25 protein-coding genes are annotated in these 24205 nt (G+C 62.8%); 10 read left to right on the top strand and 15 right to left on the bottom strand.

The window, feature by feature from the left end; all coding sequences use genetic code 11:
* Positions 1-58: 58 nt before the first annotated feature.
* A complete protein-coding gene (cysS, locus tag CKW40_RS29080; protein WP_095203267.1) occupies positions 59-1492 on the bottom strand; it encodes a cysteine--tRNA ligase in 1434 nt (477 codons plus the stop codon).
* 416 nt (positions 1493-1908) lie between these two features.
* Between cysS and CKW40_RS29075 the strand changes: the two genes are divergently transcribed.
* Positions 1909-2064: a hypothetical protein gene (locus tag CKW40_RS29075; RefSeq protein WP_095203266.1), complete on the top strand. Its 156-nt coding sequence runs from the start codon at positions 1909-1911 to the stop codon at positions 2062-2064.
* A 67-nt stretch (positions 2065-2131) separates the two neighbouring features.
* On the opposite strand, the gene CKW40_RS29070 is transcribed toward CKW40_RS29075, so the two are convergent.
* Positions 2132-2893, bottom strand: a complete 762-nt coding sequence (locus CKW40_RS29070) for an SOS response-associated peptidase (RefSeq protein WP_095203265.1) — start codon at positions 2891-2893, stop codon at positions 2132-2134.
* A 127-nt stretch (positions 2894-3020) separates the two neighbouring features.
* Here CKW40_RS29070 and CKW40_RS29065 point away from each other — a divergent pair, with 127 nt between their 5' ends.
* The 4 genes from CKW40_RS29065 to CKW40_RS29050 all read left to right on the top strand — a co-directional run bounded on the left by CKW40_RS29065 (position 3021) and on the right by CKW40_RS29050 (position 5364).
* Positions 3021-3455 (top strand): NUDIX hydrolase, encoded by a 435-nt coding sequence (locus CKW40_RS29065; protein WP_095203281.1) that lies wholly within the window; start codon positions 3021-3023, stop codon positions 3453-3455.
* Positions 3456-3517: 62 nt separating this feature from the next.
* Complete coding sequence (locus CKW40_RS29060) at positions 3518-3895, top strand: TIGR02301 family protein (protein WP_095203264.1); 378 nt, start codon at positions 3518-3520, stop codon at positions 3893-3895.
* 351 nt (positions 3896-4246) lie between these two features.
* Positions 4247-4504 (top strand): hypothetical protein, encoded by a 258-nt coding sequence (locus tag CKW40_RS29055; protein ID WP_095203263.1) that lies wholly within the window; start codon positions 4247-4249, stop codon positions 4502-4504.
* Positions 4505-4575: 71 nt separating this feature from the next.
* A complete protein-coding gene (locus CKW40_RS29050; protein WP_179298150.1) occupies positions 4576-5364 on the top strand; it encodes a hypothetical protein in 789 nt (262 codons plus the stop codon).
* Positions 5365-5383: 19 nt separating this feature from the next.
* Here CKW40_RS29050 and CKW40_RS29045 read toward each other — a convergent pair whose 3' ends face one another.
* The 3 genes from CKW40_RS29045 to CKW40_RS29035 form a co-directional block, all read right to left on the bottom strand.
* Positions 5384-6121: a nucleotidyl transferase AbiEii/AbiGii toxin family protein gene (locus CKW40_RS29045; RefSeq protein WP_095203261.1), complete on the bottom strand. Its 738-nt coding sequence runs from the start codon at positions 6119-6121 to the stop codon at positions 5384-5386.
* Between the two features lie 65 nt (positions 6122-6186).
* Complete coding sequence (locus tag CKW40_RS29040) at positions 6187-6414, bottom strand: hypothetical protein (protein ID WP_095203280.1); 228 nt, start codon at positions 6412-6414, stop codon at positions 6187-6189.
* Between the two features lie 65 nt (positions 6415-6479).
* Positions 6480-7811: a dihydroorotase gene (locus CKW40_RS29035; protein ID WP_179298149.1), complete on the bottom strand. Its 1332-nt coding sequence runs from the start codon at positions 7809-7811 to the stop codon at positions 6480-6482.
* A 75-nt stretch (positions 7812-7886) separates the two neighbouring features.
* Between CKW40_RS29035 and ygfZ the strand changes: the two genes are divergently transcribed.
* The 3 genes from ygfZ (at position 7887) to CKW40_RS29020 (ending at position 11587) form a co-directional block, all read left to right on the top strand.
* On the top strand, positions 7887-8747 hold the full coding sequence (gene ygfZ / locus CKW40_RS29030) for a CAF17-like 4Fe-4S cluster assembly/insertion protein YgfZ (protein WP_095203260.1): 861 nt from the start codon (positions 7887-7889) through the stop codon (positions 8745-8747).
* Complete coding sequence (locus tag CKW40_RS29025; RefSeq protein WP_095203259.1) at positions 8747-9382, top strand: HD domain-containing protein; 636 nt, start codon at positions 8747-8749, stop codon at positions 9380-9382. Before ygfZ ends, CKW40_RS29025 begins: the two co-directional genes overlap by 1 nt.
* 63 nt (positions 9383-9445) lie before the next feature.
* Entirely contained in the window at positions 9446-11587 is a 2142-nt protein-coding gene (locus CKW40_RS29020; protein ID WP_095203258.1) for a putative bifunctional diguanylate cyclase/phosphodiesterase, read from the top strand.
* Between the two features lie 23 nt (positions 11588-11610).
* On the opposite strand, the gene CKW40_RS29015 is transcribed toward CKW40_RS29020, so the two are convergent.
* Positions 11611-12531 carry a LysR family transcriptional regulator gene (locus tag CKW40_RS29015; RefSeq protein WP_095203257.1) on the bottom strand — a complete coding sequence of 307 codons (921 nt, stop codon included), beginning with the start codon at positions 12529-12531 and terminating at the stop codon, positions 11611-11613.
* Between the two features lie 94 nt (positions 12532-12625).
* On the opposite strand from CKW40_RS29015, the gene CKW40_RS29010 reads away from it, so the two are divergent.
* Positions 12626-13381: an SDR family oxidoreductase gene (locus CKW40_RS29010; RefSeq protein ID WP_095203256.1), complete on the top strand. Its 756-nt coding sequence runs from the start codon at positions 12626-12628 to the stop codon at positions 13379-13381.
* Between the two features lie 59 nt (positions 13382-13440).
* On the opposite strand, the gene CKW40_RS29005 is transcribed toward CKW40_RS29010, so the two are convergent.
* The gene (locus tag CKW40_RS29005) at positions 13441-14331 is read right to left on the bottom strand and encodes a fatty acid desaturase family protein (protein WP_095203255.1); all 891 of its coding nucleotides are present in this window, start codon (positions 14329-14331) and stop codon (positions 13441-13443) included.
* A gap of 113 nt (positions 14332-14444) precedes the next feature.
* On the opposite strand from CKW40_RS29005, the gene CKW40_RS29000 reads away from it, so the two are divergent.
* A complete protein-coding gene (locus tag CKW40_RS29000) occupies positions 14445-15362 on the top strand; it encodes a LysR substrate-binding domain-containing protein (protein WP_095203254.1) in 918 nt (305 codons plus the stop codon).
* Between the two features lie 18 nt (positions 15363-15380).
* Here CKW40_RS29000 and CKW40_RS28995 read toward each other — a convergent pair whose 3' ends face one another.
* From CKW40_RS28995 to recO, 8 genes are all read right to left on the bottom strand, one after another.
* Positions 15381-15653 (bottom strand): DUF3303 domain-containing protein, encoded by a 273-nt coding sequence (locus CKW40_RS28995; protein ID WP_095203253.1) that lies wholly within the window; start codon positions 15651-15653, stop codon positions 15381-15383.
* Positions 15654-15743: 90 nt separating this feature from the next.
* Positions 15744-17210 (bottom strand): RimK family ATP-grasp domain-containing protein, encoded by a 1467-nt coding sequence (locus CKW40_RS28990; protein WP_095203252.1) that lies wholly within the window; start codon positions 17208-17210, stop codon positions 15744-15746.
* Positions 17207-18313 carry a peptidase C39 family protein gene (locus CKW40_RS28985; RefSeq protein ID WP_095203278.1) on the bottom strand — a complete coding sequence of 369 codons (1107 nt, stop codon included), beginning with the start codon at positions 18311-18313 and terminating at the stop codon, positions 17207-17209. The genes CKW40_RS28990 and CKW40_RS28985 overlap by 4 nt, the downstream gene beginning before the upstream one ends.
* A gap of 208 nt (positions 18314-18521) precedes the next feature.
* On the bottom strand, positions 18522-19313 hold the full coding sequence (locus tag CKW40_RS28980; RefSeq protein WP_095203251.1) for an anti-sigma factor family protein: 792 nt from the start codon (positions 19311-19313) through the stop codon (positions 18522-18524).
* Positions 19310-19828 (bottom strand): RNA polymerase sigma factor, encoded by a 519-nt coding sequence (locus CKW40_RS28975; RefSeq protein WP_095203250.1) that lies wholly within the window; start codon positions 19826-19828, stop codon positions 19310-19312. The genes CKW40_RS28980 and CKW40_RS28975 overlap by 4 nt, the downstream gene beginning before the upstream one ends.
* Positions 19829-20002: 174 nt before the next feature.
* Positions 20003-22747 (bottom strand): DUF2339 domain-containing protein, encoded by a 2745-nt coding sequence (locus CKW40_RS28970; protein ID WP_095203249.1) that lies wholly within the window; start codon positions 22745-22747, stop codon positions 20003-20005.
* An 83-nt stretch (positions 22748-22830) separates the two neighbouring features.
* On the bottom strand, positions 22831-23349 hold the full coding sequence (locus CKW40_RS28965) for a PaaI family thioesterase (protein WP_095203248.1): 519 nt from the start codon (positions 23347-23349) through the stop codon (positions 22831-22833).
* The gene (gene recO, locus CKW40_RS28960; RefSeq protein WP_095203247.1) at positions 23346-24122 is read right to left on the bottom strand and encodes a DNA repair protein RecO; all 777 of its coding nucleotides are present in this window, start codon (positions 24120-24122) and stop codon (positions 23346-23348) included. Before recO ends, CKW40_RS28965 begins: the two co-directional genes overlap by 4 nt.
* Between the last annotated feature and the right edge of the window lie 83 nt (positions 24123-24205).

Below are 24205 nucleotides of genomic sequence, written 5' to 3'. Positions count from 1 at the left end.
CGGCAGGACAGAGGGGGGCGCTGGCCCGCCAACCTCTCCGCCATGAGAACACCCACCCTCACCGCTTGACCTCCCACGTCGTCACACGTTCGCCGGTAGCCGGATCCTTGCCGTCCTTCAACTGTACACCTTGCGCCAAAAGCTCGTCGCGGATGCGGTCGGCTTCGGCCCAGTTCTTGGCGGCGATGAGAGCGAGGCGATTGGCGATTGCCTTGGCGACATTGTCCTCATCCACCTCTGCCGAGGCGACGTCGAAGCCGAGGAACAGCAGTGACGCCTTCAGCGCGGCGGCGGCTTCGTTGCCGTCCGCTGCCTCGCTGGCCAGCTGGGTCAGCACTTGGAAGGCCGCATAGGTGGCGAGATCGTCCGACAAGGCATCGACCACCTGCGCCGGCAGTTGCCCGGTCACCGGCGCCAGGTCCGCCGCGCGTTTCCATTTGCGCAGCGTGTTCTCGGCCTCCTCCAGCTTGCGTACGGAAAAGTCGATCGGCTCGCGATAGTGCGTCATCAGCATAGCCAGCCGCAGAACCTCGCCCGGCCAGCTGCGGCCGCCGAAGGTCTCGGTCTCCAGCAATTCATGGATCGAGTAGAAATTGCCGAGGCTCTTCGACATCTTCTGCCCTTCGACCTGCAGGAAGCCATTGTGCATCCAGACATTGGCCATGACCGACGTGCCGTGGGCGCAGCGCGACTGGGCGATCTCATTCTCATGATGCGGGAAGATCAGGTCGAGACCGCCGCCATGGATGTCGAACACCTCGCCGAGATAGGCCGCCGACATCGCCGAGCATTCGATGTGCCAGCCCGGCCGGCCCCTGCCCCACGGGCTCTGCCAGCCCGGCTCTTCCGGCGATGACAGTTTCCACAGCACGAAATCGCCAGGGTTCTTCTTGTGCACATCGACGGCGACGCGGGCGCCGGCCTGCTGCTCGTCGAGATTGCGCTTCGACAATTGGCCATAGTCCGGCATCGATGCTGTATCGAACAGAACTTCGCCTGCCGCGACATAGGCATGGCCGCGTTCGATCAGGTTCTGAATCAAGGTGATCATGTCGGCCTTGCCGTCGGCGCGCGGCTCGACGAATTCGGTGGCGCGTGGCTCGACCGTCGGCTCCAGGCAGCCGAGCGTAGCGACGTCCCTATGAAACTGGTCCGCGGTCTTTTCGGTCACCCGCCGGATCGCTTCGTTGAGCGACAGTTTTCCGGCCGATATCTCGCCACCGAAATCGCGCAGCGCACGCGCGTTGATCTTGTCGTCGACGTCGGTGATGTTGCGCACATAGGTGACATGCGTCTGCCCATAGAGATGGCGCAGCAGGCGAAACAGCACGTCGAAGACGATGACCGGCCTGGCATTGCCGATATGGGCGAAGTCGTAGACGGTCGGGCCGCAGACATACATGCGCACATTGCGCGCATCGATCGGAACGAAATCCTCTTTCGTGCGCGTCAGCGTGTTGTAGAGGCGCAGGCCCTGCGATGCGTCGGACATTCCATGCCTTCCCGTTTCAGAACTTTTTATCTGGATGGAGCCAGCCGCGCGCCGATGCGCAAATCAGACTCCAGCCTGCTGGCCGGGGCGTTTGTCCAATCTGGGGAAGATGAGGCGAAAACGTCCGGACCAGCGCGAGGCTAGCCAATAATGCAAATGCCACAAATGGCGAAAGACGTTTTCATGCGCGGCTTTATCGCCTCGACCAGTGTTGCCGTCAAGTCGCTGCTTCCGAGAAAAACGCCGTAAAGATTGGCAAACGCGTCGCCCGATCACGCGGAATCAGGCAGTGAAACATTTTATTAAACATGTCGGCACAGTCATGAAACATTCGCCGACTAGATCACCAAGCGTCACGATTTGGTCGGATTCAACGGTCAAACGCGAACACGAAAACGTTACCTGGGAAGAGAAACATGCCTCGAAGCAAGCAAGAAGCCACCCGCGCCAAGCAACCGGCGCTGGCCAGCCACTATCGCGCGATCGGCCCGGCCGCGATTGTCGCCGCCCTTCTTCACACCGCCAAGAAGAAGAAGCCGGCACCGAAGATCGTATCGCCCCGCGCTGCCTGAAGCGGTGTGCGACCGGCGCCAAAGGCGCCGTATATGAGGCATATAGGCCTCCAGATAGAAACTTCAGCTAGAACAGCGTCATCTGACTGTCGTCCGCGCCGGGCTTCTGGCGCCTGGCCTTCTCGGGCTCCGGCCCGATCTCGCCCCTCACCTGAATCTCCGGTCCGGTGTTGGCGACCTTGTTGACGAGGTCGGAGACGGGGATAGCCTCGAAGAAATCGAGTTGCGCCGGCCGCAGCAGGTCGGCGACGTCGCGCGGCTCGAGCGTGCGGCAATCCAGCCAGCGAGCGAAATCCCTGGGATCGATCACCACCGGCATCCGATCGTGGATATGGGCGATGTCGGCATTGGCGTTGACCGTCAGGATGGCGCCGGTGTCCATTTCCGAGCCGCCCGGCTCGGCATAGGTCTCGATCAGGCCGGCAAAGGCGACCAGGCCGCCGTGCCTGGGCCGGATCCAATAGGGTTGCCCCTTCTTGCCGCCGGTCTGCCGCCATTCATAGAAGCCCGATGCCGGCACCAATGCACGGCGATGGCGCATGGCAGCCTTGAACGATGCCTTTTCGATTGCCCCTTCCGAGCGCGCGTTGAACAGCAGCGGAAACTCCCTGGTGTCCTTGACCCAAGCGGGAATGAGACCCCAGCGTACCAGCATCGGCTGCCGGTCCGGCAGATTGGAGCCAGGCGCGCGCGGCGCGCCGGCGGTCGCCATCAGCACCGGCTGGGTCGGCGCGATGTTGTAGCGTGCCGGGAAATCCTCAAGCTCGGCCAGGCCCAGAAAGGCAGCGGTCCGATCCGGCGTCGCGGTCAAGGCAAAACGTCCGCACATGATCGATTGCTCCTGCCTTCGAATGGTTCCGCCAGAAAGTGGCGATGGAACAGCCGCACTGCAACCGCTAAAGCTGTCCGACGCTGACCGTCCACAGCGGGCTGCGGCGGTCGAACGGTTGGGAGCCATGAGCGATACACGAAAGACACTTCCGGCCGTTTCGGTGGCCGTCGTGCGTGGCAACACCGTGCTCTTGGTCAAACGGGCGCGGCAACCCTCGCAGGGGCTCTATGCCTTTCCCGGCGGCAAGGTCGAGGCAGGGGAGACATTGGAGGATGCCGCGAAGCGCGAGTTGCTGGAAGAGACCGGTTTGCGTGCCACCGGTTTTCGCCCACTTCGGGAAATCCATATCGACGGCAGGGACGATTCCCACCCTGTCGATTACCGCCTCACGGTCTTCGGCGCCGCCTATGCCGGCGGCGAGGCCGTGGCCAGCGACGATGCCGAGACAGCCGCCTTCTATACGCTCCGCGAGATGGCGGCGTTGCCGCTTGCCGGTTCGGTGTTCGCGGTGGCGGAAGGTCTGCTTGGTCGACCCGCTGATCCCCTTGAAAGCCGCTGAATTCCCCAACCGCCGCGCCGGAAACGCCTTGCAGGCGACAAATTGTTTGGCCACATAGACTTATGAGCCGCGCTCCTTTTCTGGTCGCTTTATGCCTTGCCGTCAGCACGGCCGTGGCCGTGCGGCCGGCGTTCAGTGCCGAGTCGCCGTTCGAGCCGGGGCTGATGCGGCTGGCGGAGGTTCTGGGCTCGCTGCATTTCCTGCGCAATCTGTGCGGCGAGAAGGGCGACCAATGGCGTGGCGAGATGGAAAAACTGCTCGATTCGGAAAATCCGGACCCCGAACGGCGCGCCCGCTTTATCGCCAGCTTCAATCGCGGCTATCGTTCCTTCGGCGGCACCTATACGCAGTGCACCGCCTCGGCCACCGAGGCCATCAGCCGCTACATGAAGGAAGGCGAGACGCTGTCGCGCGATATCGCCTCGCGCTACGGAAACTAAGGCATCCATCAACAGATATCCGGGCCGTCGCCGGCCATGTCGGACAAATCCGGCTTGTACCAGTCTGTGTCTTGGTGCAATCCTGATGTTGCACTTCTGCAACAGCGTTAATCAAACGTTACCGCGCGAATGCGAAATTAACTCAAACTGAAGGTTTTCGCCCCGCAGGCCGGTCTAATCGGCTAAGTTTGATCCGGGTTGAAACGCAGCTTCGCCAAATGCAGCCGCCTCTGTAAAAGACGATCAAAAAAATGTCGTATTTACAGATACTTACTTGAGACTGCGTGTAACGGAACAGATCAAGCCTGATCCGCACGGATGGATCGCCGCTTGAAAGGGTGGACATCGCTTATGGAACAAGCTGCCAACGACATCGACGCGCTGGTCAGGGAAGAAAAACGCCTGACGGCGGTGGAGAGCCACAGCGAAGCCTGGGCGGAAGGCCTTTCGGCCGGCATCGAGCCCGAGATCATTGCCGAGGCGGCGCTTGAGACCGCATTCGGTGAAATGCTGCGCGCCAACGGCGAGACATCGGCCCTTGCCCTGCTCGACCGCATGCGTGAAAAGGTGATTGCTGGCGCCTTCGAACCCGAGCGGCTGCGGCACTGAACCGATATCCGGTTCTTTGACGATCGAGTGCCGTTTGGGCATCATGCCCGGGAGCCAAGGAGATACGGGCAGTGAATTTTCCGATGTCAGGCGGGCCGAAGGGCCTGGTCCTTTACATCCGCCTCGCCACTTGCTGTGCCACGATTGCCTTTGTGACGTGCCTGGCAAGCAGCCCGGCCTATGCGCTGAGCGAGATCCAGCGCGAAGAGCTTCCCTCGCCTGTCACACCGTCGACGAATGACGACATTTCGCCTGGCGGCGCGATTCCCATGCCTGACCCGGCGGGAACGCCGCCTTCGACCGGCCAGCAGCCGGCCGCTCCGGACGCCGCGGAGCCTGACAGTCCATCCGATGGCGGCACCAACAGGCCGCGAGTCGATCCCGAAGCGCCCCTGCCGGAAGTCGTCTACGATCTCGGCAAGCTGCCCGAGCCCGTGCGGCGCATGCATGATTTGATCATCGAAGCCTGCAGGAGCGGCGATATCGAAAAGCTCCGGCCCTTGATCGGCAAGGGCGACAGCATGACCCAGCTGTCGCTGGCCGACATCGACGGCGACGCCATCGCCTTCCTCAAAGGGCTGTCCGGCGACCCTGACGGCCAGGAAATCCTGGCCATCCTGGAGGAAGTGCTCAGCGCCGGATATGTCCATGTCGACGCCGGAACACCGCAGGAACTCTATGTCTGGCCGTATTTCTTCGCACTGCCGCTGGACAAGCTCGACGCCAAGCAGCGGGTCGAACTGTTCAAGATCGTCACCGCCGGTGACTTCGACGACATGAAGCAGTTCGGCGCCTATATCTTCTACCGCGTCGGCATCACGCCCGCCGGACAATGGACGTTTTTCGTCGCGGGAGATTGAACCTCGGGCACGCGAATGCTTAACCGTGCGGATCGGCAACGCCGCTGAGAATGCCCGCACTAGGCCAAAGGCGGATACCCTCATCTCGAAGAGCTGAGATCGCTTTTGCAGCCACGCCGGGATCCATTTGCAGAACCTCGGCGGCGTCGCGTAGCTCGTCCCGGTCCTGAAGTTTGTTCGCGACCCATGCAACCTTGTTCCGGATATCAGCGCCGTAAGCGGTCTGTGCCTTGCCGAGGGCTTCAGCCGGGATTCTTCCGTAGATGCCAATCAAGATCCCGAGGTCAATGGCATCGCGATATGCGGTCGCGCGATCCTGACACCGATCGGCATTGGCCAGCAGCTTCTCGGCAAACATGTCCGCTGCAGTGAGAATAGGGACTTTTAGATCATTGTCGAAGTCACCTTGCAGTTGGATGCGACCTTCGCGGATCACCTCGAATTTGATCAGCTGCCCCTGCAATCTTACGACTGTCCTCAAGCCGTATTGGTCAATCTGGAAATCTCGAACAGCTTCGACGGGTTCGGGAAAAAATGCCCTGACCCCCCTTTCGACCGCATGGGTGCGCAATTCGCGATAGCCGTCGGCATCGGCACACAGGAAGTCAACATCCAGGGATCGTCGATACTCGCCGAATTTCATGACAATCGCCGTCCCGCCGCCAAACCAGCATTTGTTTGCGGTCAGGAGATCGCGGTCCATCAACGCGAGAGCTTCGCCAATGATGCGATGTTCGGGCCTTCTGAATTCCTTCATGATCCGCTCGCGCTATATCCAGTTCAATGTTGCAGACGCGAGACGAAAACAGACAAAAGAGGGCTTCAGCCAGCAGTCAAAAGGACACCATGACCGAATTCGTCGGCCAGATTTTGTATAAGCAGCTTTTCGCGCGCCGTAAGTCGCCTTTGGTCGACAAAACGCCAATTGCGCTCATACAGGGCAAACGCCTCTTTGGCAGGGATTGGGCGCGCGGCATCGCGGTTCCACAAGAGCGCCTGCAGCTCCGGAAACTCAGCGGGGACAATCATGGGCGGTGCATATGTCTTCATAGCGCCCCGAACATAGTGCAGAAACGCTTGAGAATCAAAGGCGTGAAGCATCTTGAAGGGGAGGTCTAAGCCGGCAGCGCCTCGGAAAACTCCACCGCCCTACCCTGGCCTGGTGTGACGATTTCGCCTTCCCACATGATGCGGTGGCCGCGAATGACCGTGCCGATTGGCCAGCCGGTCACTTCCTTGCCGTCATAGGGCGTCCAGCCAGCCTTCGAGCCGGCCTGCGCATTGGTGATGGTTTCGCGCCGCTTCATGTCGACGATGGTGAAATCGGCGTCGTAGCCGGCGGCGATGCGGCCTTTTCTGGCCATGCCGAAGATGCGCTGCGGGCCGTGGCTGGAGAGATCGACGAAACGCTGCAAGGTCAGCCGGCCGGCGTTGACGTGGTCGAGCATGATGGGCACCAGAGTCTGTACCCCGGTCATACCCGAGGGCGAGGCCGGATAGGGTTTTGCCTTTTCGGCCAGCGTGTGCGGCGCGTGGTCGGAGCCGAGCACGTCGACAATGCCTTGCGCGATGCCGTGCCAGACACCGTCGCGGTGGCGGGAGGCGCGCACCGGCGGGTTCATCTGGATCAGCGTGCCGAGCCTGGGATAATCGTCGGCGCTCAGCGTCAGATGGTGCGGCGTCGCTTCGCAAGTCGCGACATCCTTGTGCTGTTCGAGGAACAAGATCTCCTCGGCGGTCGAGATGTGCAGGACATGGATGCGGGCGCGAGCGTCGCGCGCGATGCGCACCAGGCGTTCGGTGCAGCGCAAGGCGGCGATCTCGTCGCGCCAGACCGGATGCGATGACGGGTCGCCCTCGATGCGTTCGCCAAGGCGCTCGCGCAGACGGAACTCATCCTCGGAATGAAAGGCGGCACGGCGGCGGGTGTTTCGCAGGATCGAGGCGACGCCTTCGTCATCTTCGACCAGCAGGTCGCCGGTGGACGAGCCCATGAAAACCTTTATTCCCGCCGCACCCGGCAACCGCTCGAGCTCGCCGACATCCCTGGCGTTGTCGCGGGTGCCGCCGACCCAGAACGCGAAATCGCAATGCATGCGGCCGCTGCCGCGCCGAACCTTGTCGGCCAGCGTCGCCTCGCTGGTGGTCAATGGATTGGTGTTGGGCATTTCGAACACCGCGGTGACGCCGCCAAGCACCGCCGCCCGCGAGCCCGTTTCCAAATCTTCCTTGTGCTCCAGCCCCGGCTCGCGAAAATGCACCTGGCTGTCGACGACACCGGGCAGGATGTGCAGGCGGCGGCAGTCGATCACCTCGCCGGCCGAGGTCTGGCGGAGATCGCCGATGGCGGCGATGCGCCCATTCTTCACGCCGATGTCACGCGCGCCCTCGCCGTCATGGTTGACCACTGTGCCGCCTGTCAGGATGAGGTCGTAGGTCATGGCCATGCTCTCTTGCGGGGGGAGTGTCAGCGGCTTACGTAATGGCCAACCGTTTTGCAAGATCAGGCTTTTATCCTCCCCATGCCCTTTGCCCTGCTGAAAGACCGCGCGCTCATTTCCGTCTCCGGCCCGGATGCCGAGCACTTTCTGCAAAACATCCTGACCACCGATCTCGATACGCTCGGCGCCGGCGAAGCCAAGCCCGGCGCGCTGTTGACGCCGCAAGGCAAGATCCTGTTCGACTTCCTGATCTCGCGCGCCGGTGAAAATGCCTTCCGGTTGGAATGCCGGGCCGACATTTCAGATGATTTCATTCGCCGGCTGACGCTCTACAAGCTTCGCGCCAAGGTCGAGATTGCCAAGTCGGAACAGGCGCTTGTCACTGTTGCGTGGGGAAAAGAGTCAATCGCCTCAGAGAATGATTCAACCGCGCTTGCCGACAGGCGCTTTCGCGATGAAAGCGTCACGCGAACCTATGCCGACACTGCGGACGCAGGCGACATCGCTGCATGGCAGGCCTTCCGCATCGCGCACGGTATTGCTCAAAGCGGCGCCGACTACGCGTTGGGCGACGCCTTCCCGCATGACGTGCTGCTCGACGAGACCGGCGGCGTCGGCTTCAGGAAGGGCTGCTATGTCGGCCAGGAAGTGGTCTCGCGCATGCAGCATCGTGGCACGGCGCGGCGGCGTGTGCTGATCGTCCGAGCCGAGCTTCCCCTGCCGGCTTCCGGCACCGAACTCACGGTCGAGGGACGGCCGGTCGGCACGCTCGGCTCGAGTGCCGGCACAACCGGGCTTGCCATTGCCCGCATCGACAGGGTCAAGGCGGCGCTCGACGCCGGCCAGCCGATCCTGGCGGGCGATGTGCCGGTGACGGTGGCCATTCCCGCCTGGGCCAAATTCAGTTTTCCGCAGGAAACCGTCAGCGCGGAGGAGGCCTGATGGCGGCAGACCGCACCGGTGCGCCGCCACGCGCCTGGCAGCGCATGCTGTCCGGCCGCCGGCTCGACCTGCTCGACCCCTCGCCGCTCGACATCGAGATTTCGGATATTGCCCATGGGCTCGCCCGCGTTGCCCGCTGGAACGGCCAGACCAGCGGCGAGCATGCGTTCTCGGTCGCCCAGCATTCACTGCTGGTCGAGTCGCTGTTCAACGATCTGGTGCCGCAGGCTTCGGCCAGCGACCGGCTCGCCGCACTGCTGCACGATGCGCCTGAATATGTCATCGGCGACATGATCTCGCCGTTCAAGTCGGTGATGGGCGGCAGCTACAAGGACTGCGAATTGCGCCTGCAGCGCGCCATTCATCTGCGCTTTTCGCTGCCTGCCGAACCGGCCGCGGCGCTGCGCAGGGACATCAAGCGCGCCGACCAGATCGCCGCCTATTTCGAGGCGACGCTGCTTGCCGGCTTCTCAACCGCAGAGGCGGCCGAATTCTTCGGTCGTCCGCGAGGTTTTTCCGCCGAGCGCTTCGACTTCACGCCACGCTCGGTAACCTGGGCGCAGAACGCATTCCTGAAGCGATTTTCGGTACTTGAGAAGTCGCGGCATCCAGTTGCGACGTCGGCGGTAGGGTAGAGAACGCTAAATTAACCGGAAGCGGCAACAGTGTGGTGTTCGATCACACCGCAGGCGCGCCTCATGCCCGTCGTGGATGTCAAGGATGGTTCGATCGTCCCCGAGCGGGCGCCCGAAGGCGTGGAGCGCCCGCGACGCATGGAAGACGAGCTGCGCGACCAGAACGAACGCTTTTCGGCCGCTGTCGAGAACATGTCGCATGGCCTGTGCATGTTCGACGCCGACGAGCGCATGATCATCTGCAACGGCAACTACATCAACATCTTCTGCCTCGATGCCAAGCTGGTCCGACCGGGCATCCGCTTCCTCGACATCCTGCGGCACAGCGTCGATATCGGCATCGCCTCGCAAAGCGCCGACCAACTCTATGCCATCCGCAAACCCTATATCGACCAGGCGAAGCCCTCGACCTACGAAGAGACGCTGTCGGATGGTCGCATCATCAACATCTCGCACCGCCCGCTGGCCCTGGGCGGCTGGGTCTCGATCTATGAGGACATCACCGAACAGCGGCGCGCCGAGCAGGACCTCAAGGAGCAGCATCGCCGTTTCGACGCCGCACTCGCGAACATGTCACAAGGCCTGCTGATGTACGACGCCGACGGCAAGATGATCGTGCGCAACCGGCGTTTTCTGGAGCTCTACAACGTCACCGCGGCAGACTTTCCGCTTGGAACGACGCATCGCGACGCGCTCGAAAAATTGCTGGAACTCGGCATCTATCAGCAGATCGATGTCGACAGCGAGGTCGCCAAAACCGAAGCCTGCTTGGTGGCGGCAAAAATGCATTCGGCCTATCGCTATCTTACCGACGGCAGGACGGTTCTGGTCACACGCCAGCCGATGAGCGGCGGCGGCTGGGTGGTGACTTTCGACGACGTCACCGAACGTCGACGCACCGAAGAGCGCATGATCCATCTTGCACATCATGACACGCTGACCGGACTGCCCAACCGCTCGATGTTCCGCGAACGGCTCGACCTGGCGCTGGAGGAGGCGGCGGCCACACCGTTGGCGATCTTCTCGCTCGATCTCGACCGCTTCAAGGCGATCAACGACACCTGGGGACATCCTGCCGGCGACTGGCTGTTGAAGAGCGTGGCCGAGAGGCTGCAGCGTTGTGTGCGCAATGAAACAGACATCGTCGCCCGCTTCGGCGGCGACGAGTTCGTCGTCATGCAGTTCAATTCCAGGGGCATTGCCGATGCTGAAAAACTGGCGAAACGCATCGTCGAGGCAATCGCAAAGCCATTTCGCGACAAGAGCCGGGACATGCATGTCGGCATAAGCCTGGGCATTGCCGTTTTCCCCGAAGACGGCAGGGACGTCGATACGCTGTTGAAAAATGCCGATACCGCGCTCTATCGGGCCAAGAGCGAAGGGCGCAACCTATATCGCTTCTTCGAGCCCGCAATGGACGCCATAGTGCAGGCCCGCCGAGCGCTCGAGGTCGACCTCGAGGCGGCGCTGCCGCGCCAGGAGTTCGATCTCGATTTCCAGCCCATCATGAACATCGCTTCCGGCGAGATCATCGGTGCGGAGGCCTTGATGCGCTGGCATTCGCCAGCGCGCGGCACGGTCGCGCCGGACGCCTTCATTCCGGTCGCCGAAGAAACCGGACTGATCGTGCCGCTTGGCGAGTGGGCGCTGAGGAAAGCCTGCGCAGCGGCGGCAAGCTGGCCTCCCGGCTTGCGCATCGCGGTCAATGTCTCGGCCGTGCAGCTCAAAAGCGGCGGGTTTGCCCGTAGCGTCATCTCGGCTCTGGCCTTTTCCGGCGTGCCGGCCGGACAGCTGGAACTGGAAATCACCGAAACCGTGCTGATGGACGAAAGCAAAGCCGTGCTGAAGACACTGCGCCAGCTGCGCGATCTCGGCATCCGCATTGCGCTGGACGATTTCGGCACCGGCTATTCCTCGCTCGGCTACCTCAGGCGTTTCCCGGTCGACAAGATCAAGATCGACCGCTCCTTCATTCACGACATGGGCAATCGCGACACGGCGGCGATCGTCCGTACCATTATCGGGCTCGGCACAGAGCTTGGCATTGTCGTCACCGCCGAGGGCGTCGAGACCGAGGTGCAACTCGACATGCTGCGCGACAATGGTTGTGCCGAGGCGCAGGGCTATCTGATCGGCGTGCCGTCGAAGGCGACGGACATCCAGCGCCTGCTGAAGTCGCGTGCGCTGCACAGCCACGCCGGCTGATTCGTCCGAGGGCGCCCTGCCCTCTATTGATGGATCGGTTGCCAGCTCGGTTTTGACAGGTGGGCAGCCATGAAACCGGCGACGGCCTCGACTTTGGCCGGGCGCGCGCGGGCCGACGGCGTTACAAAATACAGCGCGCCCCTGGGCAAAGTCCAATCGGTCAGGATCGCTTCCAGACGCCCGTCGGCAAGGTACTCGCTGGCAATGAACTCCGGCAGTTCGGCGATCGCAGTTCCGGCCAGCACGGTCGGAACAAGGGCGTCGGAATTGGTGACCCGCAACGGTCCGGACGGTGTGACAACCTCTTCATCGCCCGCAGCATTGCTGAAATGCCAAACGTCCTGCCGCGGCCGATAGGCGTAGCCAAGACAGTGATGTGCGTCGAGTTCGCGTGGCGTGCTCGGCCGGCCATGCCTGGCAAAATAGGATGGCGCCGCAACGATGAACGGCGCAATGTTGCACAAGCGCCGGGCAACCAACGAGGAATCCGGCAACACGGCAATCCGCAAAGCTGCATCGAACCCCTCGCCGATCAGATCGACGACCGCATCGCTTAGATGCATGTCGATCGACACGTCAGGATAGAGCTTGAAGAAATCAGGAAGCAGCGGCGCCACCCACCTCAGCCCGAACGACATCGGAACGGCCAGACGTACAAGGCCGCGAGGACTGGCCGACAGTTCTCGCACCGCGTTCTCGGCATCCTCCGCGTCGCGGTAAAGGCGAGACGCACGCTCGGCGAGTCGATGACCGAAATCCGTGAGGGCCAGGCGGCGCGACGTCCGGTTGAAAAGCCGCGCGCCAAGCCGCTCCTCCAGGCGGCTGACGCCACGTGACACCGTCGCCACCGACAGGCCAAGCACACGTGCGGCGGCGGCAAAGGATCGCTCCTCCGCGACCTTGGCGAACATTGCCAAACCTTCAAAATCCGGGGCTTTCGACATTACCAATCCTGCAATTATTGTTTGCAAGCATTTCTATTTCGAAAGGATAGACCTGTCCATATGTCTCTGTCACCCACAACAAGGAGTGACGAAAATGGCAAACAAACTCGAAGGAAAGATCGCCGTGGTTACCGGCGGCAGCAGCGGTATCGGCCTTGGCATTGCCAAGCGCTTCGCCGCGGAAGGTGCGCATGTCTACATTACCGGACGGCGACAGGCCGAGATCGACAAGGCCGTCGCGGCAATCGGCAAAAACGCCACCGGTATCCAAGCCGACTCGACCAGTTTCACCGATCTCGACCGCCTCTACGCTCAGGTGAAAGCGCAAAGCGGCCGTATCGATGTGCTCTCGGTTAACGCCGGCGGTGGTTCCATGCTGCCGCTCGGCCAGATAACCGAACAGCACTTCGACGAAACATTCGACCGCAACGTCAAGGCCGTACTGTTCACGGTGCAGAAAGCGCTCGCACTGTTGGCCGACGGTGCCTCGGTAATCCTGTCCGGTTCGACCGCTGGCTCAACCGGCGCGGCGGCGTTCAGCGTCTATAGCGCGTCGAAGGCTGCGCTGCGCAATTTTGCCCGCAGTTGGATAATCGACCTTAAGGAGCGACAGATCCGCGTCAACATCCTCAGCCCCGGTCCGACCCGTACGACAGGCCTCGCCGAGCTTGCCGGACCCGAAGCTGAACAGCAGAAGGGTTTGCTTGATTTCCTCGCTACCCAGGTGCCGATGGGGCGGCTCGGCGACCCTAACGAGATCGGCAAGGCGGCAGTGTTCCTGGCCTCTGATGATTCCAGCTTTGTCACCGGAGCCGAGCTGTTCGTCGACGGCGGCACCGCCCAGGTCTAGCCCATCACGCCGGTCGCGTCCTCAAGCGGGGGCGACCGGCTGCCGACTGCGCATCATCATCAACGCAGCGCTTCCAGATATTTCTCGTGGAAGCTGACATAGCCGGGCTCGACCACCTTCAGATGCCGCTCGATCAGCGCGTGAAACTGCGGCAGTTGATGAAAGGGCACACCGGGATAGGCGTGGTGCTCGGCATGGAACGGCATGTTCCACGCCAACTTGCGCACCACCCAGTTGGTCAGCGTGGTTCTCGTATTCTCCAGCATGTTGGCAACGAACGGACAGCGACCGTGCTCGGCCAGGAGATAGAGGCGCAGAAAGGGCTGGCCGAGCAGAGCGGGAATGATCCAGACATAGAGAAGCACGGAGAGCCGGAAATAAACGGCGAGCAGAAGGACGACGGCATAGAAGGCAATCATGGCACGCGCTTCGGCTCGCACCTTGGGCCGGCCTTTCGGCGGCACATAGCTTTCCTGGCTGCCGCCAAAGGCATTGGCGTAGAGCGTCTTGAGATGGCCCCACCACAGCGGGATGCCGGAAACATGCACGAGATACTGCCGCAGCGTTTCCGGTTTGGGAAAGGCCAGCTCCGGATCGTTCTCGGGGTCCTGCGTGAAGCGGTGATGGGCGAAATGGAAATAGCGGAACCAGTCGGCCGGCAGCGCCAGCGCCAGGCTGCAGATCCGCGCCACGGCATCGTTCAACCACTGCGTCTCGAAGGCGGTGCGATGAACCGTCTCGTGCAGCAGCGTGAACAGGAACACGATCAGGATGCCTTGCGGCAGCATCAGCAACGGCCAGAATGGTACCTTGGCTGCAATCAGCGATCCAAGGGCCACAATCGCACCCCAGTGGGCGCCGAGCTGCACGAGACCCGCAGCATCGGACTTGGCGGTCAGGCGACTGCGCTCTTCCGGGGTTAGTGACGCGATGATGTCGCGATGGTCCATCGGCTTCGATCCAAGCTGGCGATTTGATGAGGCCTACTCTAATCGTTGAAAAAGCTTTCCAAAAACGACGATTCCTGCGATTTGAATAAGCTTACCTTATCTATTTGGGAATCATGGTCGCATCTCCATCCCTGAAAGGACTTCAGGCCTTCGAGGCCGCGGCGCGCACGGGCAGCTTTGCCGCGGCGGCGGAGGAGCTTTCGGTCTCGGCGGCAGCTGTCAGCCAGCTTATCCGCACCGTCGAGGAACAGATGGGGCGCAAGCTGTTTCATCGGGTCAACCGCAGAGTTGTGCTCACCGAGGCTGGCGTGGAGATGCTGCCGCGGCTGACCATGGCCTTCCAGGAAATCGGCAGTGTCTCGCGCGAATTGGGCGGCGATGCATTCCGCCCGCGCCTGGTGGTCTCTGTGCCGCCATCCATGGCCATGGGCTGGCTCTCGCAGCGTCTTGCCGGCTTCGTCGCCGGCCATGGCGCCGCCGACATATCTCTGCGCGGTGACGACGACCCGGTGCCGTTCGATCGTGAGTTGATCGACATCAGGCTCTCCTACGGTCCGCACTATCGCGAGCACCCGACAGAGGACATCGCCCGGGACGCCGTCTATCCCGTCTGCGCGCCGGGCCTTGCCAGCGCGATCAAGGCGGATGGCGGTCCGCTCGCCGGGCTGCCGCTGATCCATACCGACTGGGGGCCGACCGGCGCCTCGTTTCCGTCCTGGCGCAACTGGTTCGAGGCTGCCGGTGTCCAGCCCGGCCGGGCAGCGCAACGCGGCCTGTCGGCCAACTCGTCGCGTGCGGCACTCGATCTCGCCATTTCGGGGCTGGGTGTGGCGCTGGCGCAAGGGGTCTATTGTGCGCAAGCGGTGGAGGATGGCAGGCTTGTCCGGCCCGCCGCCAGGGCGATCGCGTTGCGTCAGCCCTATTGCCTGACCATTCCGGAGCGCAGCGCCAGGCGCGATGTCGTGGCAGCGTTCCGCGATTGGCTGATTACCGAATGCTGGCGCGCTGTGGGCTCACCGGCGCTACGTTGACCCGTCAGGCTTCCGTGGTCAGAGGTGCCCGCTCAAGGCCGCCACCATATCCTTGTTCGTCGCCACGGGAATGATCTCGAACTCGACCAGATCAGCCCATTCGATGACCCAGCGCTGCAGCAGCGTGACGTCGTCCGTCTCCACGAGCAGGAAGCAGCGGCTCATATCCGCCGCGATCCAGCTGTGGTGCACGACAAGTTCCTCCGGCTTCAGGCGGCCCCGATCGCGGAAGCGGCGATAGATATCCTTGCGATCGCAGTCGGTGAAATCCTCGATCACGATGAACTGCATGTTTCCCCCCGAGCAATTCCAGGAAAAGTGTGAAGCGGTTTTCCCACAGGAATTGCTTCAAAACAAAGAGATAGAGCGGCTCCAGTTGAACTATTGTCGTCCTGGCCGGTCGAGCCGCTCCAGGAACCACTGCGTCAACCGCACCCAGACCTCGTCCTTCTCGCCAGAATCCTCCCAGCCATGGTCGAGATTGGGGTTGTCGTTGACCTCGATGACGAAGACGCCGTCCTTGGTCTCCTTGAGGTCGACGCCGTAAAGGCCATCGCCGATGCAGCGTGCCGCCTTGACCGCGGTCTCGACGACATGGGGCGGCGTCTCCTTCAGGGTGAAGGTCTTGATACCGCCCTGGTCGGGCTTGCCATTGGCCTTGTGGTTGACGATCTGCCAGTGCTTCTTGGCCATCAGATAGTGCACGGCAAACAGCGGCTGGCCGCCGAGCACGCCGACGCGCCAGTCATATTCGGTTGGAATGAATTTCTGGGCGATGAGGAGGTCGGAATCCTCCAGCCATTCGGTCGCAAGCCGTGTCAGTTCCTCTAGGTTCTCGCATTTCTTGACCCCGCGCGAGAAGGAGGAGTCCGGGATCTTCAACACCAGCGGGAAGCCAAGCGTCTGTGCCGCCAGTTCGAAGTCAGAGGTGCCAGCGATCATCACTGTCGGCGGCACCGGCACCTTGTTGTAGGACATCAGTTCGTTGAGATAGACCTTGTTGGTGCAGCGGATCATCGACAGCGGATCGTCGATGACCGGCATGCCTTCCTGCTGGGCGCGGCGGGCGAAGCGATAGGTGTGGTTGGAGATCGAGGTGGTCTCGCGGATGAACAGCGCATCGTAGTTCGCGAGCTTGGCGAGATCCTTTTTGGTGATCGGCTCGATTTCGACGCCCATCTTTTCGGCGATCTTGGCCCAGTAGCGCAGCGACGAGATTTCCGACGGCGGCAATTCCTCATGCGGATCGACCAGCGTGGCGAAAGTGTAGCGCGCCGGCGTGCGCCCCTTGGTGTCGCGCCATTCGCGGTTGGTGTAGGTCTCCAGGCACTGGATGAAGCTCTTTTCTTCGTCCTCGGTCATGCGCGCCAGCGGATGGAAGCCGATCTTGCGGATCGAGGCCCATTCGGCGCTGTCCTTGATATGGACCTCGAGCGCCGGCGCCCGGAACCAGTCGAACAGGAGCTTGGCGAAGCGGTCCCAGACTTTCGACGGGCCGATGCCGAAGAAGATGCACACCTTGGCCGGAAAGGCGCCGCCGAGGTCCTTGCGGCATTTGTTGAGCGCCAGTTCCAACTCCGGCAGCGCATGTTCGTAGAGCTTGCGCTCCGACAGGTCGATCATTGTCTCGACGGTCGGGATGACCTTGTGGCCGCGCGAGCTCGCCAGCAGCGAGGCATAATAGCCGCGGCTCTGGTAGCCATAGTTGTTCGACAGGTTGATGACCTTCGGCCGCTGGCCACGGAACAGCGACGGATGCGCGAGATAATCGCGATTGGTGATGATCTTGTGCGGTGTCGCCACCTGGTCGAGATCGCTCTGCCGGCCGGTAAGGATGACCCAGGTCATTGTGTGTCGCGCTTCCCCAGAGTTATGGCGGCACGCAGTCCGTCGCGGCCGAACTGCGCCATGTTCATGAAGATGCCGTAGGGCACGGGAATGTTGGCGGCATCAAGGATGGTTTCCTGCCGTTCGTCCTCGACCCAGGGATCGTGGATCAGAATATGATCGCCATCATCGCCTATGGCCAGCACCCAATGCGGTACCTTCTTGCCGAACATCAGGAAGCCGCTGATCAGCACCAGCACCAGTTTTCCCGCAGCGATCGCGGTTCGGATGTCATCGATGCTGAATGAGCGGTAATTCACCGGGATGCCGTATAGCTCCGCGCGGCGGCGAAAGTCGACCTGGGCCAGTTCCATGACCCGGCGCTTGTCCTCGCTGCGCACCGATTGCAGGAACAGCGCGCCGTAGAAGGAAACGAAAATCTCCGCCGCGAGCCCGCTTTCGTACCCCGACACAGCAAGGCCAAACGGCTCGCAGCCGCCCGGCCCCGACATCATGAAGACGGTCGTCGCCTCGCGCCAGAGGCGGATTTCCATCACCGGATCGGGCACGAAGGCGCGGTCGAAATTGGCCATGGCCATCATCAGGCAGCATGGGCCGCAGGTGAACTCGCAGGTCTGCTGATAGAACGGCACCCTGGTGGCGATCGGAACGTCGCCGCGCAAGGTTTTCTCATAGCGAAGTGCGGTCTCGCCATCCTCATAGTAGCCCGGCTCACGGCCAATCTTGCGGTAGCCGGCCTGCTCGTAGATGCGGATGGCCCGGCTGTTGTCCTCACGCACTTCGAGGCGCAGCATCATGCGGTCGTGTTCGAAGGCTGCGTCTTCCGCCGACGCGAGCAGCATGCGGCCGACACCCAACCCGCCAAAAAATGGACCCGTGGCTATGGAGTAAAGCCGCGCCACCCCACTGCCCTTGCGAAACAGCACGATCGCATAGCCGGCGACTCGGCCATCGACTTCGGCGACCAGCGTCTCGGCGGTCTCGCGCTCAATGAACAGGCGAAAGGAGCGACGGGAAATGCGATCGCTCGAGAAAACGGCTTTCTCGATGGCGGCGAGATCATCGACGTCAGACGCGCGGGCCGTGCGGATCTCGGCAGGCATGCGACTTGAGAAAACCTCGATTGCGTTGCGGAAACGGCCCCGGTCAAAAGCGTCGCAAACACCGGCTGAAGCGCCGGTATTCATCAAGCGCTATCGCTCCTTGATTAGGGCCGAATTGTGACAGTTTCCACGGCGGCAAGGAAGCCCGCGGGCTTTGAACAGGATCGCTGTTTTGATAGGCCACCGGCCGTGAACAATTGCGGCCCACTCAGCTTGCGAGGCCTGCCAGAAGCTGGCCATAGGCACTCTTAGCCACGACCGCCAATTGCTCGCGCGGCAACGAGCCGACGACAGCGCAGCCATAGCCCTTGTCCAGCCAGTAGACGGCCTGCGGGCCGTCCTGCGCCGAAGCATAGGTGCCCTTGGCATTCTCAGCCGATTCCGCGGTGACGAAAAGCGATATGCGCTCGCCCTTGTCGTCCTCGTAGAGCAGCATCGCAGCCTTGGCTTCGCCGGCCGGCAGCAACCGGCCGCCGACCAGTTGAAAACCGTTCGCGGTCAGATCCGGCGCCACCAGCTTCAGCCCGACCCGGTTGGACAGCCAGGTCTGCAGATGATCCTTGTCGCTGGCCGGCACTTCCACCGCATGGCGCTTCTCGGCGGCGTAGATGACATGGGCGGCAATTGCCTGTTCGGCGAGCCGATCCTCCGCCGGATCCTCCTGTCCGATGCCATCAATGCCGGCAAAGTAGCCGCCAAATCCGCCCGTGGCCAAAAGCACGGCCGCGGCAGCGGCAAGCCACCAGCGCGAGCGTGGCACCGCGGCCCTAACAGGCGCTTCGCCGAGCACCACCTTGCGCAAGCGCGCGGGAACAGGCTCATCCAGCACGCCGGCAAAGGCCGAGCGCAATGCCTCCCGGTCAGCTGTGAAGCGGGCGCTTCTGGCCTTCATCTCGGGATTGGCATCGAGCCAGGAATCATAGGCGGCACGCTCGTCGGTCGGCAGTTCGCCGTCGAGCGCCATGTGGATGTCACGTTCTGAAAAATCGCGGCGGATCATTTCTCGACGATCCTTATCGCGCGGCGGCGCGCCGTGTCATCCAGCAAGCCGCGCAATTCCTCACGCCCGCGCGCAATGCGCGACATCAGCGTGCCGGCGGGCACGCCCAGAATGTTGGCGGCCTCGGCATAGGAAAAGCCTTCGATGGCGACCATGACAAGGGCGGCGCGGCGATCGGGGCTGATTGCCTGCAGCGCGTCGATGATCTCGCGTGAGGCGATGCCCTCCAGCTGCTCGGCCGGCTTTGCAACCGCCTCGCCTGCTTCGAGGGGCAACATCGCCGCTTCGCCGCGACGGTTCACCTTGCGCATCTGGTCGATGAACAAATGATGCATGATCGTAAACAGCCACCTCCTGGGGCTCTCTCCCGTCTGCCAGTTGTCGAGCCGCATGAGTGCGCGCTCGAGGCAGTCCTGAACGAGGTCGTCGGCAGAATCGCGGTCGCGCAACAGCGAGCGTGCGTAGCGGCGCAGGCGCGGTATTTCGCCAAGGATTGCTGCCTTCTTTTCGTCCATGACCGCTGGTTCTGAAATCGCCCTTATTGATCCCGATTCAACGCGCCTTCCGGGCGCGACGCAAGCGGCCAGCGCGAAGCGGTCCACCGCCCCGGTCACCCAAGCAATCAGACAACGCTGGCGCGTGCCGGTTTATTCCCGGCCGGACTGAAATCTTATTGTTCTTGTTTGCCTTTATCCGTTTTCCTTCGCCGCCCTGGTCAAAAGCCGCTGATAGAACAGGCCGATGCCGATCAGCACGGCGCCCAGGCCGATGAAGGATAGCGCCCTGAGCACGCCTTCCAGTTCCGACATGTCGAAGAGGAAGACCTTCAGCACGGCGATCGCGATCAGCGCGGCCGAGGCAATGCGCAGCACCTGCGACTTCAGCCAGACACCGGCGGTGAGCAGCGCCACGCCGATCACCAGCCAGAGCGCCGAATAGGTGTAGGTCTCCAATTGGCCGAGCCCGCTCCACAGGCCGATGAACTCGCCCTTGAACAGCCGCCTCACCGACAGCGTGGCATAGGCCAGGGCAAGCACGGCCGCCACCACCGCCAACATCTGCGCATACCATTTCGGCCGCTTGTCGCGGGCATACAGCGCCAGCCCGCCGGCCGCGATGGCCGGCAGGAGATAGGCGAGGAACAACAGGTTGAATACCGGGATCTGGCCTGTCGATTCGTCGGTGAGCAGCGGGTTCAGCACCACGAAGTGCCGGATGACGATGAAGGCGACCGAAACCACGCCGGCGGCCATCGAACCATAGCGCAGCACCGAGCTTGGCGAGCGCATGTCGATGGCGACCAGGATGGCGCCGGCACCGATGGCAATCAGCGTGTAGATCGCCTGCTCGGCGAGTGTCATCGCCCCGGTGTCGATGACGCCGCCATGCATGGCGTGGCGCACCAGCATGGCAACGGCAAGCAGCGCAAACAGCGCGGCCGCCGCTTCCATGGCCAGGCGCGGCCGGCCGTTGGTGGTGCGGGCGAGCTGCCAGGCGGCGAAGCCAAAGGCGAGCGCCGGGATGCCATAGCCCGGCAGCAACCAGTTGAACACCGGTGTCCTGGAGAGGAATTCGGCGCCGACGATAGTCGGATCGAAGGCAACGCGGCCAAGCACGGCGATCGCCGCGCCAACCGAAATCCAGCCAAGCACCGGGTAAGAGCGCCAACGCGTTGCCAGCGCCGGTACGATGGCGGCGGCACCGAGCAGAATGGTGGTCCAGCCGGAATCGAAAGCCATGTGCAGCATCAAGAGGCCGGCGATCGCCGCGCCACCGAGGGCAAACGACACCGCCATGCCGCCTTTGAGCGACGGCTCTTCGGCACGCGCGATCCACTCGCCGCCGGCGGCGAAAACCACCACCAGCAGCGCTGCTGCGGCGGCGTAGACAAAGTCGCGGTCGAGATTGCCGTAGGTGAGCCACAGCGCCAGCAGGATGACCAGCGGCGCAGCGATGCCCCATGCCGCCCAGCATGCCGCGCGGATCCGCGCGACAGCGGCGAAACGGCGGGCGGCCCAGAAACCGGCGCCGACGAAGACCAGGCCGAGACCTATGCCGATGCGCAGCGTCAAGGGATTTCCGGCCGCCACCCGCAGGCCGTCAAAGCCTATGTTGCCCTGGGACAAATCAGGGCCGATGGTGGTGGGCGGAATGATGCCGAAATAGATCATCATGCTCACCACCCCGGCGGTGTGCAGCAGCGGCAAAGCGCGCGGCCGGTAGAGCGCGGTGGCGACAAGGGCGACGAGGACCAAAGCGCCAGGCAAGGCATCGCCGGCTGCGACAAGTGTGGAGTCGACGGATAGGCCCAGCGCCGAAAACGCAACAAAAAAGCCCGGCACGATCGACGGCCAGTCGAAACCCTGCTTTGCCGTTTCCTCTTCACCGCCACGACTGCCCAGCCAGACAAGGGCAAGCACGGCAAGCGTCACGGCGTCGATGAACAGAATGACGGCTAGGTCGGCGCCGGGCGCGTTCGTCATGTAGGCGATGGTCCAGGCGCCGGTGCCGAAGAAGGCGGCCGCTATCAGGAACTTCCAGTCGCGCATGCGGGCGATCGCTGCTGTGGCGGCAAGCACGATGGCGAGATAGACGAACAGCGCCCATGGGTTTGGCGCCTGCGAGGACACAAGCGCCGGCGTCGCCATGGAGCCGACGAGACCGATGCCGGCCAGGGCCTGACCGTGGACGAGAGCGGCGACGATCGTCGCCACGCCGATGGCGCCGAGCAACGTGAAGGCAAGCGCCGGACCGATGAAGCCGTAAATACCATGGGCGGCATAGACGGTGCCGAACAGGATGAAGGCACCGGCCGCCGTCAGGATCGCCGGAATATAGGCGCCGGCAACACCTTGCACCGGCACCTTGAAGCCGGTGCGGCGAATGAACTCGCCGCCGGCAACCAGCACCAACCCGAGCACCGCTGCCATAGTGAGCCGCACGCCGGGGCCGAAAATGCCGGCCTCGATGGTGTAGCGGATCAGGAACAGACCACCCAGCGCCAGTGCGATGCCGCCGACCCAGACCGCCCAGCGCGTGCCGAGCGCCGTTTCGATATCCGGCTTGCCGGGGGCCTTGGCCGCTGCAATCGGCTCGACAGGTTCTGCTACCTTCGGAGCCTCGCCCGCGGACCAGGGGCCGGGCACAGCCCCGCCAGCCGGAGCTTCCGTTTCTGTAGCCGGCGCCTGCGTGACCGGTTCGCTCACCGCTTGCGAGGCGATATCGGCCGCTGCCGCTGCCGCCGGCGCCGCGTCGGCCTTTGCATCGGTCGCTATCTGTTCTGCCGGCTTGGCCACCGGCGGCACGGCGCCCGACAGGACGAGACTGCGCAGTGCGCCAAGTTCGCGCTCGACAAGGCCGATGCGGCTCTGCTGACGCGAAATGATGACGAACAAGGCGATGATGGCGACAAGGCCGATCAGGCTTTCAAACATGGCGGTTCCCCCAAACCAGGCCAGTTTTCACTGACGTTTCATCTCACTGACATTCAAATGCGGCGGCTAAACGGCTGGAAAACTCAACGTGTCGCCAGATTGGCGGCTGGAAATATCGAACATGTCTCGGTGCCGAAAGCCAAGAGCTTGCCACCGGCATCCCTGAGCGTCGCTTCCGAAACGGCAAGCGTGCGGCCCTTGTGGACCACCTTGCCTTCGCAAACCACCTCGCCGGTCCTGGGCGTGATCGGCCGCGTGAGATTCACCTTGAACTCGGCCGTCGTGTAGGCCTCACCCTTTTCGAGCAGCGTCTGCACGGCGCAGGCCAGCGCTGAATCAAGCAACGTCGCCGCCCAGCCGCCATGGACGCCGCCCAGAGGGTTGAGGTGGCGCTCATTCGGCACGCCGCGGAACACGGCACGACCTTCCGACACTTCGGTCAGCGCGAAGCTGAGCTGGAACGAGATCGGCGGTGCCGGATATTTGCCGTCGATGATTCGCTGCAGCAATTCCAAGCCAGTGTATTTCAGGATGTCGGCGTGCGGAATGGTGCCGAGGCCGAGCGGCGAGACCCGGCCCGGATAGAGTTCGACTTCGCTCATGTGGTGATTTCTCTGGCAGCATTGTCTCCGGCAATGGCCTTGTGCGCCGCGTGATGTTTGCGCAGTGCGGCAAGAAAGCCGGCGCGGGCGTCGGGCTGTTCGAGAGCACGCGGCTCATAGACATGGCGGGTAAAGAAGAAGCCGGTCAGCCGGAAGGCATCCTCGACCGCCGTAGGATCGGCGCGCAGGCCGGAGCCGCGCTGCAAAAAGGCCGGCAGTACCAGCATCTTGTCGCGCCAGGGCGCACCGGCTTCGCGCGACACCGCGCGGCCCGACTTCGGCGAAACATAGGCCAGATCCTGCCTTGTGCCGGTGGCGGCGCATTGGCTGAGATCGAGGCCGAAGCCAAGTTCATCTAGGATCAGAAGTTCGAAGCGCGCCACCAGTTCGCCGGCGGCATCGGCATCGTCGAGATGGACGATCATCACCGAAAGCGCCTCGTAAAGGCCGCCATGGGCATCGCGCTCGGGCAACAGGCGCAAATGCGCGGCCATGGTCTGAAGGCCATAGACAGCAACGGCGCTGTCCATCAGCCGCGCGGCATTCATCTCGATCGCCTCGGCCTGGAACGTGCCGAGATGCTCGTCAAGGCGTGCGCGCCATAACAGATCGACGCGATTTCCGGGCTGGAGAACGGGTTGCTGCTTGCGCGAGCGACCACCGCGGACGAGACCGAGATGGCGGCCGTGCGCGCGGGTCATCACCTCGAGGATGGCGCTGGTTTCGCCATGCTTGCGGGTGCCGAGAATGATTCCCTCGTCGCGCCATTCCATGGCCGGAGCTTTCACCGATCGGGTGGCGAAATCAAGGTATGGACCTGGCGTCTGGGTCGGCTTCCGCAACAACGCATAAAAAA

Origin of the sequence: Mesorhizobium carmichaelinearum, from assembly GCF_900199455.1 — a bacterium.
Classification (GTDB): Bacteria; Pseudomonadota; Alphaproteobacteria; order Rhizobiales; family Rhizobiaceae; genus Mesorhizobium; species Mesorhizobium carmichaelinearum.
The sequence above is the reverse complement of the archived record's forward strand: the minus strand, read 5'-3'. Positions and strand labels throughout refer to the sequence as shown.